Genomic DNA, 18183 nt, shown 5'->3' with positions numbered 1-18183 from the left:
CCTTTTCGTCGATGCCCCGCCAGCGGCTGCCGGCGGGGCCAGGGGCCTTCTCGTCAGGCTTTTTCCACCAGCATGCGGCCGACCATTTCCATATGCAGCGCATGGCAGAACCAGCTGCAGTAGTACCAGTGCAGGCCGGGCTTGTCGGCGGTGAAGGTGATGGAAGAGGTCTGCTGCGGGCTGATCTCCATGCTCACGCCGTGGTTGACCATGACGAAGCCGTGGGTGACGTCTTCGATCTCGTCCAGGTTGGTGATGGTGACGGTGACTTCGTCGCCCTGCTTCACGGTGAACTCGGTGAGACCGTAGGTGGGGGCGGTCGAGGTCATGTACACGCGGACCTTCTTGCCGTCGCGGATGACCTTGCTGTCCTGCATCAGGTTGATGCCATCGCGCTTGGCCTGCGCCACGGTTTCGGCGAAGAACGGATCGTCGCGCGCCCATATCTTGCGCGTCTTGATCTGGTCGCGGCGGGCCAGGATGCAGTCGTGCGGCTCGGCGAAGGTGGGGCCGTCATGTACCAGTTTCATCTCGTCGCCGGAGATGTCGATCAACTGGTCGTTTTCCGGATGCAACGGTCCGGTGGGCAGGAAGCGGTCCTTGGAGAACTTGCTGAGGACGACGATCCACTTGCCGTCGGCCTCGCGGGTCTCGGTCAGTGTCGCGTGGTTGTGTCCCGGCTGATACTGCACGTCGAGCTTCTGGCGGATGTAGTCGACCTTTTCGCCTGTGTAGGCGCGAATCGCGTCTGCAATGCTCCACTTCACCAACTGGCTGTCGATGAACAGCGTGGTGTAGGCATTGCCGCGCCCGTCGAAGGTGGTGTGCAGTGGTCCGAGGCCCAGTTCCGGCTCGCCGACGATGACATCGCGCGGGTCCTTGAGCTTGTCGGCGAACAGATCGGGCAGTTTGTCGATGGCGATGATGCTGCAGGTAGGCGAGAGCTTGCCGTTGGCGATGAAGTACTTGCCGTCCGGCGAGGTGTTGAGGCCGTGCGGGTTCTTCGGCACCGGGATGTAGCGGGTGACGGCGCTGTCCTTGCCGTCCTTCTTGCGGCCATCGACTACCGGGACCTTGCTGTCGCCCAGGGTGATGAAGCGCTTGGCCTGGATCTCCTTCTCGATCGCCGGGACGTCGAATACCACGACCCAGTCGCGCTCGTTGCGCATCATGCCGGCCAGATCGGTGGCCTTCTCCGAGTTGTAGCAGGTGGAGGCGGTGAAGCGGCCGGTGTAGTCCATGTCGCTGTTGTCGAGGTTGCCGTCGACGATGACCTGCCAGGCCACCTCCATGGTCTCGGCATCCAGCGCGTTGTACATCGTGAAGGCGTTGTCGCCGGAGATGTCGAAGCTGGAGCCGTCATTGGGGTGCGGAATGATGAACTCGGCGTTGCAGAACACGTACTTGGTGTGTGGCACCTTCTGCAGGCGCAGGCCGTGGATGGCCTGGACGTTGGGAATAGTGGTGATCTTGTCGCACTTCATCACGTCCAGGCGGATACGCGCGACGCGACTGTTGGCCTTGTCGTTGATGAACAGGTACTTGCCGTCGTACTTGCCGTCGGTCATCGAGATGTGCGGGTGGTGGCAGTCGCCGTTGTGGAAGCGGGCGCTGTCACCGAGGATGCGCTTGCTCTCGTTGGTCAGCCCCCAGCCGGTGGCCGAGTCGGTGTTGAACACCGGGATGCGCATCAGCTCGCGCATCGACGGGATGCCCAGCACGCGCACCTCGCCCGAGTGGCCGCCACTCCAGAACCCGTAATACTCGTCCAGTTCGCCGGGGGCGACGTGGACCTTGTCCTGGGCTGACTTGACGGCATCGGCCCAGGCCTCGCGAGAGGTGAAGGCGCCCATCGAACCGGCGGTGACCAGCGCCGCTGCGCCTGTCACTGCCGAGGCACCGAGGAACCCTCGCCGGCTGAGCCCGGCGATCTCGTCGTGTGGCTGTTTCTTGTCAGTCATTTCCTGCTCCTTCCTGAAGGCAAATAGTCAGATCTGTTGCACCGCAATCAGCTGGTCGTCGTCGCTGGCAGCCCCGCGCTTGCTGCGTTTCTTGCGCTTGTTCACCAGCGGTGGGCACTTGTTTTCGTTGTGGTAGGTCATCTGGCAGTCGAGGCAGTAGTGGCACTCGTTGGCGTTGATCCGTCCGTCAGGGTGGATGGCCTGGATCTCGCACTCTTTGGCGCACAGCTGGCACGGCTGGCCGCATTCCTTGCGCCGCTTGAGCCAGTCGAACAGGCGGGCCTTGCCGGGGATCGCCAGCGCCGCACCGAGCGGGCAGACGTAGCGGCAATAGACCTTGCGGGTGAACAGGTTGATGACCAGCAGCACCAGCACGTAGGCGACGAACCACCACTGGCGGTCGAAGTGCAGGGTGATGGCGGTCTTGAAAGGCTCGACTTCGGCGAAGCGCTCGGCGGTGGACAGTGACTCGAGGGAGAGGCCGAACAGCACCAGCAGGACGATGTACTTGATCGCCCAGAGCCGCTCGTGGACGGCGAAGGGCAATTCGTACTGCGGCACCCGGAGCTTGCGCGCAGCCTCATTGAGCAGCTCCTGCAGGGCGCCGAACGGGCAGAGCCAGCCGCAGAAGACGCCGCGCCCCCAGAGCAGGATGCTGGCGGCGGTGAAGGTCCAGAGGATGAACAGCAGCGGATCGATGAGGAACAGCTCCCAGCGGAAGCCTTCGAACAGCGAGTGGACGAACGTCAGCACGTTGACTATCGAGAGCTGCCCCAGGCAGTACCAGCCGATGTAGACCAGGGTGAACAGCAGGTAGCCGCGGCGTAGCCAGTGCAGCAGTTGGGGGCGGCGTGCCAGGTTGTCCTGCAGGAACAGGATCACCGCGAGCAGCCCCAGGGCGCTGAGCAGCACGCCGATCTGGAAGCTCTTCTGGTACCAGATGCGCAGCCACATCGGCCGCTTGGCGTCTTCCAGTGCTTCGAGTTCCGCGGCCGTGGGCTGTGGTCGGTCAAGGTAGGCCTCGGGCGTCTGGTAGCCCAGGTCGAAGGTGGTGAACAGGCTTTCCACGGGGCCGGTCTGGCGCCGCACCAGCAGCTCCAGATCCCAGGGCGTGCCTGGGTCGAAGCGCTGCGCGGCACGGATGGTGAAGATTGCCATCTCGGTGAAGTGCGGCATGCCTTCGGCATAGGTGTCCGACAGGCGCTGGTAGTCGAGGTCGCGGAAACTCAGGATGTCGCCGAACTGGCGAATCTGCACCCGATCGAAAATGCCGCCGCGCACGTAGCCCGAACCCTTGAACGAGTACTGGCCGGTGCCCAGTATCGCTATCGCGTGCTCGCCTGGGCGCAACGATTCCAGCATCTCCTTGTATTGCTTCTCGCCCAGCAGGTTGCGGCCGATGGAGGGCGGATCGAGCAGGGCGGTGTAGAGATCGATGAAGGTCTCCTCGCGTTGCTCGGTGTCGTAAGCCGGGCTCGCCTTTTCGGCGACGGTACCCTTGAAGGCGGCATCGATCTGGCCATGGGTCAGCTTCAACCGGCGGATCGCACCGTTGCCCAACAGCTCGTTCCAGCTCGCGGGCTGGTAGAAATCGGCGCGGACGATGGCGGGCTTGGGCCTGACCTGGCCGTTGTCCTTGATCAGCTTCAAGGAGACCGCCACGGTGCGGGCGGCGCGCATGATGATCTCGTTGACCACCATGACGGTCACGGTGGCCCCGGCCACCGCATCTATCGTCACCGTCTGGGGATCGCCGGAACGGCCCACGGCGACGCGCTGGTCGGCGCGCAGTCCGGAATAGCCGGCGGTGAAGGCGTGGAGTTTCTCTTCGGGAATGCCGATCAGCAGGATCGGTTCGTGGTGTTCGAGGACATAGCTGTCGCGAATCACCGCCTGCGGATCAAGGATCACCTGGATGTTGATCGGCTTGCCCGAATAGGCGGGCATGTGGGTGACACGGATACTCTGGAAGGCGTAGCCCAGCAGCGTATCGCCGTGGGTCAGGCGCCGCACGCCGTACTCTCCTTCGGGCTCGCCGATGTGGTCGGCCTGGGGAAATACCTGCTGGATGCGCGTGCGCTCCAGGTCACTGAGTTCCCCGCTGTGGGCCGCGAGGCCAGCCATCAGCAACAGACAGCCGACCAGGGTCCTGAACAGCTCGCGAACGCCCACCATGGGGGCTCCTTCCTCGATTGCCCGAGTGGGCAGAACTGCGTCAGAAGGCGGTGGGCGCCGATCTCACGCGCGGGGTCACTTGAGGGTGACGATCCACTCGGCCAGGGTCTTGGCTTCTTCCGGAGTCACGGCGTTGGCCGGCATGGGGATTGGCCCCCAGTTGTCCTTGCTGCCGGTCGTGATGCTCTTGGTGATATGGGCGATGCCATCGGCCTGCGAACCATACTTGGCAGCGACGTCATGGAAGGCGGGGCCGACGAGCTTCTTGTCGATCGAATGGCAGGCCACGCAAACCTTCGCCTTGAACAGCTCCTCACCGGTGCTGGCCATCGCGGTTGTCTGGACCAGCATGCCGCCGAACAGCAGGGCTACCAGGGCTTTGTTCATGAACGTCACTCCTCACAGGCTTGGCGCTTCGAGGCGCCGATCGTTTTCGCCGGCTTCCCGCCCGGCGTCTGTGGCGATTCTAGGAGCGGCCCGTGCGGCTTCCGCTTGATGCCAATCAAGAACTTCCAGCGCCGTCCTTGAGGCAATGCGTCGCGCTGGATAGCTTGCCATCCGAAACTTCCTACCGAGACTCGCCTGTCATGAATGCCCCTGCGCAGAACGCTCCGCCGCTCTTCTATCAGCCTTCAGGCAATGAGGTGGCGCTGTTCACCCACGCGTCCGCGCACGGCATGCCGGTGCTGATCAAGGGCCCCACCGGTTGTGGCAAGACGCGTTTCGTCCAGCACATGGCGCAGCGCCTTAACCTGCCGCTGTACACCGTGGCTTGCCACGATGACCTGTCGGCTGCGGACCTGGTCGGTCGCCACCTGATCGGCAGCGACGGTACCTGGTGGCAGGACGGCCCGCTGACCCGAGCGGTGCGTGAGGGCGGCATCTGCTACCTGGACGAGGTGGTGGAAGCGCGGCAGGACACCGTCGTGGTGCTGCACCCCCTGGCGGATGACCGCCGCGAACTGTTCATCGAACGCACCGGCGAATCCCTGGTGGCTCCGCCGGGGTTCATGCTGGTGGTGTCCTACAACCCTGGTTATCAGAACCTGCTGAAGGGCATGAAGCCCAGTACTCGCCAGCGCTTCGTTGCCCTGCGTTTCGATTACCCGACGCCGGAGATGGAAGCCGGCATCATCGCCCGCGAGGCCGGAGTTTCCTTCGAGCTGGCACAGCGCCTGGCACAACTGGGCGTGGCCCTGCGGCGGCTGGGGCGGCAGGAGCTGGAGGAGGTCTGCTCGACGCGCCTGCTGGTGCTGACTGCGCGTCTGCTACAGGCCGGCGTGCTACCGCGCGACGCTTGCCGCGCCGGGCTCGCCGAGCCGCTGTCGGACGACGAGGCCACGGTCGCTGCGCTGATGGACCTGGTCGATGTCCACTTCGCCTGAAGCGATCAGCGCCCGGCGCCTGCCGGGCGATCTGGCGATGTGGTTGTTCATCCTTGCCGAACTGACCGTCTTCGCCATCCTCATCATCGTCTTCGCTGTGGCCCAACAGCTGAACGCCGAGGGCTTCCGTGCCGGCCGCGCGCAGCTGGACCTGTCGACTGCGCTGGCGCTGACCCTGACACTGCTGACCGCCGGTTTCTGCGCGGCGCTGGCGGTGGAGCAGGTGCGCCGAGGGCGCCAGCGGATCGCCGCGGCCCTGTTGGGGAGTGCCGTGCTGCTCGGGCTTGCCCATGTCGTGCTGAAGTCCGCCGAGTACCACCATCTCGCGTCGCGCGGGCTGGACCTGGAGTTCAGCACTTTCTTCACGCTGTTCTGGCTGATCACCGGCTTTCACTTCCTCCACGTGCTGCTGGGCTTGGTGATCCTTGCCTGGATGACGCTGCGCTGCCAGCGCCGCGCCTACCGCAGCGAGGCCCTGGGCGGCCTGGAGTCCGGCGCGCTCTACTGGCACATGGTCGACCTGGTCTGGGTCGTGCTGTTCCCGCTGGTCTACGTATTGGCGCCTGGCTCATGAGGACGCTGCTGCTCGCCTGGCTGCTGATGCTGCCGATGTCGGTCAGCGCTGTCCGGCTGGGCCACCAGGCGCCCGAGGCCATGCTGTCGGTGGCTGCGATCCTGTTGCTGGGCCTGGGTAAGGCCTGGATCATCGTGCTGCGCTTCATGGAGCTGAACCATGGTCCGCGCCTCTGGCAATCGCTGCTGTTTGGCTGGCCGCTGGTGATGACCGGTGTGATTCTGGCGCTCCACGCAACTCACTGATTTTTAATCGGAAAAATACCTGACTGGAAGCATTGGTCTTTCTTGATTGCCATCAAGCGAGACGCCTGGGGGCGATTCCTACAATGGCACCGACCGTGACCTAGGAGGGCCCCATGTCAGAGACATTTACCAAAGGGATGGCGAGGAACATCTACCTGGGAGGAGGCGTTTTCTTCTTCCTGGTGTTCCTCGCGCTGACCTATCACACCGAAACCACCTTCCCCAAGCGCACCAACCAGAGTGAGCTCACCGAGTCGGTGGTGCGCGGCAAGCTGGTGTGGGAGCAGAACAACTGCGTGGGTTGCCACTCGATCCTCGGTGAAGGTGCCTACTTCGCGCCGGAACTGGGCAACGTCGCGGTGCGCCGTGGCGGTGACGCGGCTTTCGGCAGCTTCCTTGCGGCCTGGATGAAGATGCAGCCGCTGGGCGTGCCCGGTCGCCGGCAGATGCCGCAGTTCCATCTGAGCGACCAGGAGGTCACCGATCTTGCGGCGTTCCTGTTGTGGACATCGAAGATCGACACCAACAAATGGCCGCCAAACAAGGAGGGTTGATGATGAACCCGGGCAATCCCTATCTGAAATTCGCCTCGCAGTCGGTGGCCAAGCCGTACTTCGTGTTCGCCCTGATGCTTTTCGTCGGGCAGATCATCTTCGGCCTGATCATGGGCATGCAGTACGTGGTCGGCGACTTCCTGTTCCCGGCCATCCCGTTCAACGTCGCGCGGATGGTGCATACCAACCTGTTGATCGTCTGGTTGCTGTTCGCCTTCATGGGCGCGGCCTACTACCTGATCCCCGAGGAGGCCGATCGCGAACTGTACAGCCCGAAACTGGCCATGGTGCTGTTCTGGGTGTTTGCCATCGCCGGCGTGCTGACCATCCTGGGCTACCTGCTGGTGCCTTATGCGGGCCTGGCCAGGCTGACCCACAACGAGCTGCTGCCGACCATGGGGCGCGAGTTCCTCGAACAACCGACGATCACCAAGATGGGCATCGTGGTGGTGGCGCTGGGTTTCCTCTTCAACATCGGCATGACCATGCTCAAGGGCCGCAAGACCGCGGTCAGCGTCGTGATGATGACCGGCCTGGTCGGCCTGGCGGTGTTCTTCCTGTTCTCCTTCTACAACCCGGAAAACCTGTCGCGCGACAAGTACTACTGGTGGTGGGTCGTGCACCTTTGGGTGGAAGGCGTGTGGGAACTGATCATGGGTGCGATGCTGGCCTTCGTGCTGATCAAGATCACCGGCGTCGACCGCGAGGTCGTGGAAAAGTGGCTCTACGTCATCATCGCCATGGCGCTGATCACCGGCATCATCGGGACTGGTCACCACTTCTTCTGGATTGGCGCACCACAAGTCTGGTTATGGCTGGGATCGATCTTCTCGGCGTTGGAACCACTGCCGTTCTTCGCCATGGTGCTGTTCGCTTTCAACATGGTTAACCGTCGTCGTCGCGAGCACCCGAACAAGGCTGCCGCACTATGGGCCCTGGGCACTACCGTCACCGCCTTCCTCGGCGCTGGCGTGTGGGGCTTCCTGCACACCCTGGCCCCGGTGAACTTCTACACCCACGGCTCGCAGCTGACCGCGGCCCACGGGCACCTGGCCTTCTATGGTGCCTACGCAATGATCGTGATGACCATGATCAGCTACGCCATGCCGCGCCTGCGGGGCATTGGCGAAGCACCTGATGCGCGTGCACAGAGCCTGGAAATCTGGGGCTTCTGGCTGATGACCATCTCCATGTTGCTGATCACTCTGATGCTCACCGCCGCCGGCATCGTCCAGGTCTGGCTGCAACGTATGCCGGCCGATGGCGCCGCCATGCCGTTCATGGCCACGGTCGAGCAGTTGAAGATCTTCTTCTGGCTGCGCCTGTACTGCGGCGTCGGCTTCTTCATCGGGCTGATCTGCTACCTGCTGAGCTTCCGCCAACGCGGTCGCGTTGCGGTCGCCTCCGGTGCGACCCAGGCGGGCTGATCGATACCTTCCACCCCGGGCCCGACCGCTTTGCGGCGGGCCCTTTTTCGTTCTGCAGGGGGCGTCATGACCATCCACCTCGAAATCGAAGAAGGCTTCGGCCGCGTCTGGCACCGTTTCATCACGCGCCGCGCCAGCCCCGAGTTCGAGGAAGCCGCCGTGTCCCTGGACGAGGTGCGGCGCAGTCTGCTGCTGCTGTTCCGCGGTACCGGTGGCGAGGCCGGTGTCGGTGTGGAGGCGGCCAGTGCGCGTGAGTTGCTGGTGCGACGCAGTCTGCTGCAACAGGTCGCCGGTACCTGCCAGCAATTGCCGGTGGCCTGGTTTGACGCTGATTCGCTGCGCTTGCCGGCACAACTGGCGGTGTTTCCCGACCCGGAGCTGAATCGCGAGCTTTACCGCTGGTTGGCGCTGCTCGCCGCCCACAGCCAGCCGATGCGCCACTGGGCACGCGACAACCAGGCCTGGACCTGCTCCGTACTGGAGCGCTACCCGTTGCTGCGTCCGCGCTACCGTCGGCTGGTGGAAGCGCTGCTTAGCCTGCGTCCCGATGCCGGTGACCTACCGCCCGCCGAAGCGGAGTTGGAGCTGGCGCTGCAACAGGCACTGCGCGATCCGGGCAGCGTCGAGCATCTGCCGCGCAGCGAAAAGGCACCCTGGCCAGTGCCGCTATGGCTCTATCCACCGCAACGGTTGGCCGCGCCCCAGCACACCGATCTGATCGACGGCGACGAGCAGGGCCGCTCCGCGCACAGCGAGGCCAAGGGCCTGGCGCGCAAGCGCGCCGAGCGGGTCGGACAGGACCCGGGCCGCGGTGGCTTGCTGTTGTTCCGTCTGGAGAATCTGTTCAGTTGGTCCGAGCATATCGAGCTGGATCGGGCCGGTGACGACAGCGAAGACCTGGACGCTGCGAAGGTCGCCGATGACCTCGACCACCTGAGCATGTCCCGACAGCGGCAGAAGAAGGGTGGCGGGTTGAGGCTCGACCTCGATCTGCCAGCCGCCGACTTCGATGACGTACCGCTGGGCGAAGGCATCCGCCTGCCTGAATGGGATTATCGCCGCCAGCAACTGATCGACGACTACGTCTGTCTGCAGCCGATGCTGCCCTGGGACGCTACGCCCGCGCCGTTGCCAGATGCCCTGGCACCCATCGCGCGCCGCCTGCGACGGCAGTTCGAGAGCCTGCGCCAGCAGCCGCAGTGGCTGCGGCGGCAACCCCAGGGTGCGGAGCTGGATCTGGAAGCCTGGCTGGACTTCAGCGTTGAAAGACGCCTGGGTGCCTGCAGTGAACCAGGGCTCTTCCTCGAGCGTCGGCAGACCCGCCGTGACCTGGCGTGCCTGTTGCTGGCGGACCTGTCGATGTCCACCGACGCGCACATCGACAATGATCATCGAGTGATCGACCTGATCAGCGACAGCCTCTTGTTGTTTGGCGAGGCGCTGCAGGCGGCAGGCGATCGCTTTGCGTTGTACGGCTTCTCCTCGTTGCGTCGCCAGCAGGTACGCATGACCCAGCTGAAGACTTTCGACGAGCGCCACAACGACATCGTGCGCGGACGCATCCGTGCGCTGCGCCCCGGCTACTACACACGCATGGGCGCGGCAATCCGCCGGGCGACGCAGCTGTTGCTGGAGCGCAAGGAGCGCCAGCGCGTGTTGTTGATCCTCACCGACGGCAAGCCCAATGATCTGGATTTGTATGAAGGGCGCTACGGTGTCGAAGACACCCGCCAGGCGGTGCTTGAGGCTCGTCGCGCAGGGCTGGTGCCGTTCTGCATCACCATCGACCGCGAGGCCGCGGATTACCTGCCGCACCTGTTCGGCAGCCAGGGTTATCTGTTGATCAATGACCCGGCGCAATTGCCGGTGCAGTTGCCGCAACTGTATCGGCAGCTCACCCGCCGCCAGGGATGACCAGCAAGGAATGTAGGGCGAATGAAGCGGAACGCTTCATCCGCCACGGCGGATAACGCCTGGGGCGTTATGCGCCCTACGAAGCTACGGGGCTGATGGCACACTCTGTAGGAGCGAGCTTGCTCGCGAACCGAATCCCGCAGCGGCGCCAGGTTCGCGAGCAAGGGCCAGGCGCCCCCTCGGTCCTACGAAGAACAAAGGCGAGCGGGGCTCAGCGCGGCAACCAGAGCATCATCACCCCGCAGAACAGCGCGAGAATGGCGCAGTACCAGGCAAAGCGTCGCAGCCTGCGCTGCTTCGCCAGCTCCTGGCCCACTGGCAGGGGCATCCCGCACTGCGAGCAATCCGCAGTGTCCTCGGGGTTCTCGTGCTGACAGTACAGACACTGGCGCATGGCCTACTCGAACTGTTCCAGCCGTGCGACGTCGAGCACCTGAACCATGCGCCCGTTAAGGTCGATGATCTTCTCGTCGATCAGTCGTCGCAGTACTCGGGAGAAGGTCTCCGGCTGGATCGACAGGTGCCCGGCCACCAGTTGCTTGGCCATCGGCAGCTCGAAGCGCCGCTCCTCGTTTCCCTGGCGGTTGAGTTGGGTGATCAGGTAGCGAACCACGCGGTGGGTGGAGTTCTTAAGCGACAGCGTCTCGATCTCGTTGATCCGCCGGTGCAGGCGCACGCAGAGGGTGGCGAGCAGCGAGAAGGGCAACTGCGGGTTGCTGTGCAGTAGCTCCATGTAGGTGCGGTTGGCGAAACGGTAGACCTGCGTAGGCTCCAGCGCCTGGGCCGAGGCCACGTAGTCGGGGGTATCCATCAGCATCATGGCTTCGGCGAAGGTCTGCCGGCTGCCGACGACCTCCAGCACCTTTTCCTGCCCTTCCGGAGTCAGGCGGTAGATCTTTACCGCGCCGGCAATCACGAAGTAGAACGCATGGGCCGGCTCGCCCTGGAGGAACAGCTTGTCGCCCTTCTCCAGATTGAGCAGCGTGCTGGTGGCAAGCAGCTGCTCCAACTGTTCCTCGTTGAGCACGTTGAACAGGTGGTGGCCGCACAGAATCTGGTGGTGGACGCGATGCGCGAGCATGGCGGAGCGCTCCTGGGCGGGGACAATCCTGCCAGTATGCGCGATGCTGTTCGGCAGCGTGGTGAGACAAGCTGTCACTGGTCGCCCTCCTGGCTCCAGGTCCGGCCATCAGGCCGGATGATTGGCGCCCAGGAACAGCAGGTTGTTCTCCAGGTGGATGTGCTGCATCAGGTCACGACGCAGCTCTTCCAGGCCGCTGTAGAGGCGGCGCCAACTGTTGCAGCCGTCCGCCGGTACCGTGAGGTCGTCGGTCAGGTCGGCCAGCACGGCGAGGGACTGCGAGTGTTCGTCGTGCTCATGGCGCATCACGCCGATCGGACCCTGTACGTGAGTCAGCGGGATTCCCTGGCGCAGCCAGGGGAACAACACGCTTTCCTCCTTGCACATGTGCCATTCGAGCTCTTCCTGGATCTTCTTCAGGTGTGCGGTCAGGCCGACTGGGCATAGCGGGTGCGCAGCGTGGGTCTTTTCGACGCGCTCGGCCAACGGGATCAGCGCCGGCAATTGCTGGCGGTGGACCGTGTGGTAGCGCTCGAGGATATGGTCGATCAACTGGTCGTTGCTGGTCAGGCGCCAATCGATCCACTGCACATTCATTTCTTCTGCAGGCGGCAACGCCAGCAGTTCCTCGGCGATGCGTTCGGCGTCCAGGCCTTGCTCGTTGGCCGCGTCGCGCAGGCTGCGCTGGCCGGCGCAGCAGAAATCGAGCTTGTAGTCGTGGAACAGCGCGGCGCTGCCCGGCAGGCTGAAGGCCAGGTCGCTCAGGGTGCGCTCGGTGAGGTGATTGGTCATGGCGGGCCTCGGGTGGAGTGGGGCACGGCGGCCGCAGTCGTCGTGGCCGTCAGTCTTGGCAAGGAGGCGGGCAGTCTAGGGAAGGTCGCGCGACTGGCTCCTTGATTGCAGTCAAGCGTTCTCGGCCGCCACGTCCCGCTCGCTGCCGCCGGCCACCAGCATCAGCTGCTGCGGATTGCGCACCAGCAGCTTCTGCCGACCGCCGATGACCAGGCCGCGATCCTCCCAGGCGCTGAGGATGCGCGAGACGGTGTGCAGGGTAGTTCCGGACATTTCGGCGATGTCCTGGCGCGTAACCGGAAAGTCGATGCGAATGCCATCGGCCTCCGGTCGACCGGATTGCTGGACCAGTCGCAGCACCGTGTGGGCGACACGTCGCTCGACTTCTTCGGTAGCCAGTTCGCAGAAGCGTACGTGGGCTTCCTGCAGGCGCTCGCCGATGGCCTGCACGGTGTTCAGAGCGAAGCCGGGGTGGCGGGCCAGCAGCGGTTCCCACTGGTTGGTGGGCCAGGCCAGGACGAGGCTGTCCTGGCTGGCGATTGCGGTGGCCGGATAGTCGCTCAGACCCAGGGCACGGACGAAACCGAAAAGATCCCCAGGATTGACCACCCGTACCAGCACGCGCTGGCCATCTCCGGTGAGCTGGGTGGCTTTTAGCCGGCCGTGCACCAGCAGATAGAAGCAGGTTGCCGGAGCGCCCTGTTCGAACACGGCAACTCCGTTGACCAGGCGCAAGATGCTGGCCTGGCGGAGGATGGAGTCCTGTTCCTCACGACTGCAATTGGCGAATGGTGGCAAGCTGGCCAGCCAGGCGCGGTTGAGAGCGGTATTGGCGGTCACGGCAGCGATTCCCGGAGGGCCTGCCGCAGCATAGCCGTTAAAGGTCGCGGCGAAACTTGAGAGGGATCAAGGGATGTCTCTGACCAGCCGGAAGCCCAGATTGTCCGGTGGCTGCCCGGCGGCACATCCGCCGCCGCGCGCGTCGCGGACGAAGTCGTTGATGGCGGCGCGGTGCTTGCCTTCGGCGATGCGGATCGAGCAGGCCTCGACTCGGCTGACCTGGCCACCCTGGGCATCCAGGTTGACCCGCTGATGGCAGCTCCGGGTCCATTCCCAGACATTGCCGCCCAGGTCGGCCACGCCGAACTCATTGAGGCCGTGGCTACCCCGGGGTTGTGCCTGGGCCGAGTCGGTGGTGCGGGTTTTCGCTTCGAAGCTGTAGCGTGCCAACCAGCGCCGTGCCGGATTGCTGCCGTCGTCGTCGATGCGCAAGGCGTCGTCGGCCCAGCGCGAACCGGCGAAGAACGCCCACTCCTGGTCGGTGGGCAGGCGCCAGTTCTGACCAGTGCGCCTGGACAGCCAGTCGGCGTAGAACTGCGCATCCAGCAGGCTGACGCCGGTCCGCGGCAGGTCGTCGCGGGGCGTGCCCTCGCTGAGCGGCAGGCAGTCACCATCGCTCACGCAACGGGCATATTCAGCTTGGCTGACCTGGTACTTCATCACCTCGAAGCGTGGTTGCAGGCGTTCGCTGGTCGAGGGGGAATCTATCGAGCGGTTTTCCTGCCAGTAGTCGCCGGCCGGTCGGAAGGAGAACTCGCGTTCCACCAGTTTCACCGTTTCCGGGGCCAGACCCGTGTCGTAACGGGAGCCTAGATAGAGAGCGACGGCGCCGATCAGGAGTGTGATGAGCACGCCGATCAGGGTTGCCTTGCGCATGCTTGCATCATCCGCTGCTTGCCAGGGCGAGGCCTGGCCGGAAGAGGAAGGCCGGCCCCGGTGGTGGGCCGGCCGGCGGGCTTACTTGATCGGCTTCGGTGGCTCGATCTGGGCCATCAGATCGTTGTTCCACTGGCCTTCCACCTGGAAGTGCGCGGAGGCACCCAGCAGTACGCCTTCGATGAGGTTGTGGTTGAGGTAGGCGTACAGTCCGGGCTGCAGGAAGGTGTAGAGCGCCGCTCCGGCTGCGCCTCCCGGAATGAACCAGGTTTCCAGGTCCTCTTCCGGCGGATTGTTGAACTTGCCGGTGGCCCAGACATAGTCGCCGTGGCCGCCGATCAGGTGCGGACGGGTGTCACGGTTGGCCTGGGAGTGGACGATCAGCACGGTTTCGCCAACGTTGGCCTTGAGCGCATTCTTGCCGGTTAGCGCACCGACCTTGCCGTTGAACACGATGTGGCTGGGGATCAGCCCCTTCATGACTTCCTGCATGTCGTTGAAGCCTTCCATCGGCGAGTTGTAACGCTTGAACTTGCCGTCCTTGTCCCGTGGGACATAGAAGTCCTGCTCGCCGACGTAGAACACCTTGTCGTACTTCAGCGACTTGCCGTTGCGGTCCTTCAGGCCATCGCGCGGCAGCACCATGATTGCGCCGTTCATGCCCGAGACTACGTGCCAGGGAATCATCGCGCCGCCCGGTGCGCAGTGGTAGACGAACACACCGGCACGGGTCGCCTTGAAGCGCAGCTTGACCTGTTCGCCGGGGCTGACGTGGGTCAGCCCGCCGCCGCCGAGGGCGCCGGTGGAGGCGTGGAAGTCGATGTTGTGGGCCATGGTATTGGTGGCCGGGTTGACCAGGGTCAGCTCCACGTAGTCGTCCTGGTGCACCACCATCAGCGGACCCGGTACCGAGCCGTTGAAGGTCATGGCGTGGACCTGGGTACCGTCATCGTCCAGGGTCAGGGTCTTCTCCTCGATGACCATGGTGAATTCCACGACCTTGGGCTTGCCCGTGGCGCGCGCCTCGTGGGGATGCACGAATGGGGGAGTCAGCAGTTCGATCTTGACGCGTTCCAGTTTGGACAGATCCGGGGCAGGGCTCATGTTCTTGGGTGACACTGCTGTGTCGGCCATCGCCTTGCCACTGCCGAGCATCGTGCCCGTGACGCCCAGAACCACCGCACCGGCCAGCAGAGTGCGGCGGGAAAGCGAAATATCTTCCTGATCTTGCATGGGGTAACTCTCCGTAATCGACGAACTGTCGTTAGACGAAGAAATACTCGCTGGGCAGAATCCTTCTTTGAGCGGGAACAAAGAACGATTCTGCTGGACATCATGTCGCAGGCCGTGCTGTGCGACATATCGCGTTTACAGACTTGTACCTGCGGAAGCGGGCAAGTGTCGGCGCGCCGAGGTAAGATTCTTCCTGCTCTGATTCCCGGCCCGGTGTGCGGGCTCCAACGGACAAGGATCATTCATGCGTCTGTACGGACTGACCCTGCTGGCCCTGATCACCGGCTGCCTCGGCGTGCAGGATGCGCGCGCGAGCAGCGACGACTCCTGCTACCCGAGCTGGAACCTCAAGCGCGATAGCCTGGACGTCTGCAACAGCCTGCCGTTCCTCAGTCCGGGTAACGACAGCCGGGTCAACCTGCAACTGCTGCTGGCCGACGCAGGGCAGGCGAGCATTCCCAATCACGCACTGACCGATGACGAGCAGCAGCTGGGCTACGGCCAGGTGCCGTTCCCGCTGGCGCGCTGGCTGGAAGGCCTGGCTCCGGGAGACTCGACCGACAGCACCAGCACCGCGCCGCTGGCAGACCTCGCCGCGCGCATCGGCCTGCCGGCGGATGCCGTGCAGTCGTCCGCCGACAGCTTCGCCAGCGGCGAAGGCAGCCGCTGCCGCAGCAACAACGCGGCCACTGCCCAGGGTTTCCTCAGCCAGTTACTGCTGGTCGACAGCCTTTCTGCTGGTGAGCGCCAGGCCCTGGCCCGCGCGCGCCTGACCCTGCTGGGTGCCTGCCAGTGGGACGAAACACAGCTCAGCGTATTGCTGCCCGATGACCTGCAGAGCTCGCCGGCCAAGGCCTATCGCGCTTATCTCAAGGGCGCGGCGGATTTCTACAGTGGCCGCTTCACGGATGCGCTGAAGTCCTTCCGTACCTTGCAGGACAGCGACCAGCCCTGGCTGAAGGAAACCTCGCGCTACATGGTCGCCCGCGCCCTGCTCAACCAGGCGCAGCAGAATGCCTTCGACGAGATGGGCTATCCGGACCTGCGCAAGGTCGACAAGAAAATCCTTGCCCAGGCCGAAACCGCGCTGGGGGAATACCTCAAGGCTTATCCACAGGGCCAGTACAGCGCATCGGCCAAGGGCCTGACGCGCCGGGTCTACTGGTTGATGAGCGATGAAGGCCGGCTGGCCGGCGAGTACGCCGAGCTGTTCGCGCGCGAGGATTCCGACGATCTTGCGCAACTGGTGCAGGAAGTCGACAACAAGCTGCTGGTCACCGCGCACCCGGTCGACGTGCGTGACGCGCGCCTGCTGGCGGTTCTCGACCTGATGCAGATGCGCCACCACGAAGCCAACGAGCCCCGGGCCCTGGACGTTGCCGGCCTGGCGGCGCAGAAGGATCTCTTCGCTAAGTATCCCGGCCTGCACGACTACCTGACGGCGGCCTACCAGCTGTACGTCGAGGAGAATCCCGCCGAGGCGTTGAAGTCCCTGCCCGACGAGTTGCCGTCGAAACTCGACTACCTTGCCTTCAGCCAGCAGACCTTGCGCGGCTTCGCCCTGGAAGCCGGTAACGACTGGATCGCTGCCGAGAAACTCTGGCTGCGCCTGCTGCCGCTGGCCGAGCAGCCGCTGCAGCGCGAGCAGCTGGAGCTGGCGCTGGCGTTCAACTACGAGCGCAGCGACCGCCTGGTGAAAGTCTTCGCCGAAGGCTCGCCGGTGCATACGCCGATCATCCGGGAAATCCTCCTGCGCCACGTCGCCGGCCCCGACCTGCTGCGCCAGCAGGCAAGATCCACCAGCGTCTCGGTGGAGGAGCGCGACACCGCGCTGTTCGCTCTGCTCTACAAGGACTTGCTGCACGGCCAGTACCAGGCCTACATCGACGACCTCGCGCTGCTGCCCACCGATGGCAGCGGCAAGCCCCTGGGTGCGAGCATCGGCTACCTCTACGGCAGCATGCCGCTGTCGCTGTTCCAGTGGCCGGGCGGCAAGAACGACAGTGGCTACGAATGCCCGGCGATCGCCGACATTGCCCGAGACCTGCAGCAGAGTCCGCCGCCGCCCAGGGCGCTGAACTGCCTGGGCGAATTCATCCTGCGCAACAACCTCGATGGCTTCCCGCTCGATACCCAGCCCAGCGAGCGCGAACTGGGGGGTGGTGAGTCGCTCTTCCCTGGCAGCGCCTATTCGCGCATGGACGGCTACCTGAAGGTCATCGCTGACAAACAGGCTGTGGAAGAGGATCGCGCCTACGCCTTGTTCCGCGCCATCAATTGCTTCGCGCCCAGCGGCTACAACGGCTGCGGCAGCCAGGACATCGCCCCGGCGCAGCGCAAGCAATGGTTCCGCACCCTCAAGGGGCAGTACTCAGCGACGCCCTGGGCGAAGTCCCTGAAGTACTACTGGTAAGACGCGTGCGGCGCGTCCTGGTCTTAGCGCTGGCGTTGCTCACGGGCAACGCATCAGCGAGCGGCGTGGACGCCGCCGACCACGACGCCTTCTGGCTCTGGAGCGGCGTTGCCGCGCAGCCGGTATTGGCTCAGGCGCGCACCCTCTACGTGCTGCAAGGGCAGGTCAGCGCGCCGCGCTACCGTGATGGTCGCGCCCGGCTGATCGCCCAGGGCATCGCCATTCCACGTCTCAAGCAGGGCAAGGTCTGGGTGGTCTACCGTGCCCACACCCTGCGCTGGGACGAGGACATCTACCGTACCCTGTTGTCACAGCTGCGCCGCTGGCGTGCCGCCGGCAATCCGATGGTAGGCGTGCAGATCGACTTCGATGCGCGCACGCGCTACCTGGATGAGTACGTCGATTTCCTCCAGAACCTGCGCCAGCGCCTGCCCGCAGACTGCAAGTTGAGCATCACCGGGTTGATGGACTGGGGCAGCAACGCTGCGCCGGAGACCATCAACCGCCTGGCCGGCGTGGTGGATGAGGTGGTGGTGCAGACCTACCAGGGGCGCCGGACCATCCCCAACTACCAGGCCTACCTGCCGCGCGTGGCGCGGCTGCAATTGCCCTTCCGCATCGGGCTGGCGCAGTACGGGGAGTGGCAGGCGCCGGACTACCTGGCGAAGAGCCGGTGGTTCAGGGGGTACGTGGTGTTCCTGCAGAACCCGTGA

17 protein-coding genes are annotated in these 18183 nt (G+C 64.4%); 8 read left to right on the top strand and 9 right to left on the bottom strand.

Going from position 1 to position 18183, the window contains the following annotated elements; genetic code table 11:
* Positions 1–53: 53 nt before the first annotated feature.
* From nosZ to L6D89_RS29760, 3 genes are all read right to left on the bottom strand, one after another.
* The gene (nosZ, locus tag L6D89_RS29770; protein WP_236173675.1) at positions 54–1961 is read right to left on the bottom strand and encodes a TAT-dependent nitrous-oxide reductase; all 1908 of its coding nucleotides are present in this window, start codon (positions 1959–1961) and stop codon (positions 54–56) included.
* Positions 1962–1988: 27 nt separating this feature from the next.
* Positions 1989–4136 (bottom strand): transcriptional regulator NosR, encoded by a 2148-nt coding sequence (gene nosR, locus L6D89_RS29765; RefSeq protein ID WP_236202035.1) that lies wholly within the window; start codon positions 4134–4136, stop codon positions 1989–1991.
* A gap of 75 nt (positions 4137–4211) precedes the next feature.
* The gene (locus L6D89_RS29760; protein WP_236173679.1) at positions 4212–4523 is read right to left on the bottom strand and encodes a c-type cytochrome; all 312 of its coding nucleotides are present in this window, start codon (positions 4521–4523) and stop codon (positions 4212–4214) included.
* Positions 4524–4723: 200 nt separating this feature from the next.
* Between L6D89_RS29760 and L6D89_RS29755 the strand changes: the two genes are divergently transcribed.
* The 6 genes from L6D89_RS29755 to L6D89_RS29730 all read left to right on the top strand — a co-directional run bounded on the left by L6D89_RS29755 (position 4724) and on the right by L6D89_RS29730 (position 10235).
* Complete coding sequence (locus L6D89_RS29755) at positions 4724–5521, top strand: CbbQ/NirQ/NorQ/GpvN family protein (RefSeq protein WP_236202034.1); 798 nt, start codon at positions 4724–4726, stop codon at positions 5519–5521.
* Entirely contained in the window at positions 5505–6095 is a 591-nt protein-coding gene (locus tag L6D89_RS29750) for a cytochrome c oxidase subunit 3 (protein ID WP_236202033.1), read from the top strand. Before L6D89_RS29755 ends, L6D89_RS29750 begins: the two co-directional genes overlap by 17 nt.
* Complete coding sequence (locus tag L6D89_RS29745) at positions 6092–6340, top strand: cytochrome C oxidase subunit IV family protein (protein ID WP_236202032.1); 249 nt, start codon at positions 6092–6094, stop codon at positions 6338–6340. The genes L6D89_RS29750 and L6D89_RS29745 overlap by 4 nt, the downstream gene beginning before the upstream one ends.
* Before the next feature lie 113 nt (positions 6341–6453).
* Positions 6454–6894, top strand: a complete 441-nt coding sequence (locus tag L6D89_RS29740) for a c-type cytochrome (protein WP_045213987.1) — start codon at positions 6454–6456, stop codon at positions 6892–6894.
* Positions 6894–8321, top strand: a complete 1428-nt coding sequence (locus tag L6D89_RS29735) for a cbb3-type cytochrome c oxidase subunit I (RefSeq protein WP_236202077.1) — start codon at positions 6894–6896, stop codon at positions 8319–8321. The genes L6D89_RS29740 and L6D89_RS29735 overlap by 1 nt, the downstream gene beginning before the upstream one ends.
* Positions 8322–8387: 66 nt before the next feature.
* A complete protein-coding gene (locus tag L6D89_RS29730; protein ID WP_236202031.1) occupies positions 8388–10235 on the top strand; it encodes a nitric oxide reductase activation protein NorD in 1848 nt (615 codons plus the stop codon).
* A 211-nt stretch (positions 10236–10446) separates the two neighbouring features.
* Here L6D89_RS29730 and L6D89_RS29725 read toward each other — a convergent pair whose 3' ends face one another.
* The 6 genes from L6D89_RS29725 to nirK form a co-directional block, all read right to left on the bottom strand.
* The gene (locus L6D89_RS29725) at positions 10447–10629 is read right to left on the bottom strand and encodes a protein DnrP (protein WP_236202030.1); all 183 of its coding nucleotides are present in this window, start codon (positions 10627–10629) and stop codon (positions 10447–10449) included.
* A gap of 3 nt (positions 10630–10632) precedes the next feature.
* Positions 10633–11316 (bottom strand): Crp/Fnr family transcriptional regulator, encoded by a 684-nt coding sequence (locus L6D89_RS29720; RefSeq protein ID WP_236202029.1) that lies wholly within the window; start codon positions 11314–11316, stop codon positions 10633–10635.
* A gap of 108 nt (positions 11317–11424) precedes the next feature.
* Positions 11425–12108 (bottom strand): iron-sulfur cluster repair protein YtfE, encoded by a 684-nt coding sequence (gene ytfE, locus L6D89_RS29715; RefSeq protein WP_236202028.1) that lies wholly within the window; start codon positions 12106–12108, stop codon positions 11425–11427.
* A gap of 111 nt (positions 12109–12219) precedes the next feature.
* A complete protein-coding gene (locus L6D89_RS29710; RefSeq protein WP_236173693.1) occupies positions 12220–12948 on the bottom strand; it encodes a Crp/Fnr family transcriptional regulator in 729 nt (242 codons plus the stop codon).
* Between the two features lie 66 nt (positions 12949–13014).
* A complete protein-coding gene (locus L6D89_RS29705) occupies positions 13015–13824 on the bottom strand; it encodes an SUMF1/EgtB/PvdO family nonheme iron enzyme (protein WP_236202027.1) in 810 nt (269 codons plus the stop codon).
* A gap of 81 nt (positions 13825–13905) precedes the next feature.
* Positions 13906–15057: a copper-containing nitrite reductase gene (gene nirK, locus L6D89_RS29700; RefSeq protein WP_373874997.1), complete on the bottom strand. Its 1152-nt coding sequence runs from the start codon at positions 15055–15057 to the stop codon at positions 13906–13908.
* Positions 15058–15301: 244 nt separating this feature from the next.
* On the opposite strand from nirK, the gene L6D89_RS29695 reads away from it, so the two are divergent.
* Together L6D89_RS29695 and L6D89_RS29690 are read left to right on the top strand one after the other, a co-directional pair.
* Positions 15302–17470, top strand: a complete 2169-nt coding sequence (locus L6D89_RS29695) for a PA5441 family protein (RefSeq protein WP_236202026.1) — start codon at positions 15302–15304, stop codon at positions 17468–17470.
* Positions 17401–18183 carry a DUF3142 domain-containing protein gene (locus L6D89_RS29690; protein ID WP_373874996.1) on the top strand — a complete coding sequence of 261 codons (783 nt, stop codon included), beginning with the start codon at positions 17401–17403 and terminating at the stop codon, positions 18181–18183. Before L6D89_RS29695 ends, L6D89_RS29690 begins: the two co-directional genes overlap by 70 nt.

This window comes from Pseudomonas pseudonitroreducens, from assembly GCF_021603645.1.
GTDB classification, from domain to species: Bacteria; Pseudomonadota; Gammaproteobacteria; order Pseudomonadales; family Pseudomonadaceae; genus Pseudomonas; species Pseudomonas pseudonitroreducens.
Note: the sequence above shows the minus strand (reverse complement) of the source record. Positions and strands in the feature narration are given on the sequence as shown.

Coding starts and splice junctions, on each gene's coding strand:
- L6D89_RS29705 (WP_236202027.1), bottom strand. CDS start 13,824: ATGCGCAAGGCAACCCTGATCGGCGTGCTCATCACACTCCTGATCGGC.
- L6D89_RS29735 (WP_236202077.1), top strand. CDS start 6,894: ATGATGAACCCGGGCAATCCCTATCTGAAATTCGCCTCGCAGTCGGTG.
- nirK (WP_373874997.1), bottom strand. CDS start 15,057: ATGCAAGATCAGGAAGATATTTCGCTTTCCCGCCGCACTCTGCTGGCC.
- L6D89_RS29690 (WP_373874996.1), top strand. CDS start 17,401: ATGGTTCCGCACCCTCAAGGGGCAGTACTCAGCGACGCCCTGGGCGAA.
- L6D89_RS29720 (WP_236202029.1), bottom strand. CDS start 11,316: ATGCTCGCGCATCGCGTCCACCACCAGATTCTGTGCGGCCACCACCTG.
- L6D89_RS29740 (WP_045213987.1), top strand. CDS start 6,454: ATGTCAGAGACATTTACCAAAGGGATGGCGAGGAACATCTACCTGGGA.
- ytfE (WP_236202028.1), bottom strand. CDS start 12,108: ATGACCAATCACCTCACCGAGCGCACCCTGAGCGACCTGGCCTTCAGC.
- L6D89_RS29725 (WP_236202030.1), bottom strand. CDS start 10,629: ATGCGCCAGTGTCTGTACTGTCAGCACGAGAACCCCGAGGACACTGCG.
- L6D89_RS29745 (WP_236202032.1), top strand. CDS start 6,092: ATGAGGACGCTGCTGCTCGCCTGGCTGCTGATGCTGCCGATGTCGGTC.
- L6D89_RS29730 (WP_236202031.1), top strand. CDS start 8,388: ATGACCATCCACCTCGAAATCGAAGAAGGCTTCGGCCGCGTCTGGCAC.
- nosR (WP_236202035.1), bottom strand. CDS start 4,136: ATGGTGGGCGTTCGCGAGCTGTTCAGGACCCTGGTCGGCTGTCTGTTG.
- nosZ (WP_236173675.1), bottom strand. CDS start 1,961: ATGACTGACAAGAAACAGCCACACGACGAGATCGCCGGGCTCAGCCGG.
- L6D89_RS29760 (WP_236173679.1), bottom strand. CDS start 4,523: ATGAACAAAGCCCTGGTAGCCCTGCTGTTCGGCGGCATGCTGGTCCAG.
- L6D89_RS29750 (WP_236202033.1), top strand. CDS start 5,505: ATGTCCACTTCGCCTGAAGCGATCAGCGCCCGGCGCCTGCCGGGCGAT.
- L6D89_RS29755 (WP_236202034.1), top strand. CDS start 4,724: ATGAATGCCCCTGCGCAGAACGCTCCGCCGCTCTTCTATCAGCCTTCA.
- L6D89_RS29695 (WP_236202026.1), top strand. CDS start 15,302: ATGCGTCTGTACGGACTGACCCTGCTGGCCCTGATCACCGGCTGCCTC.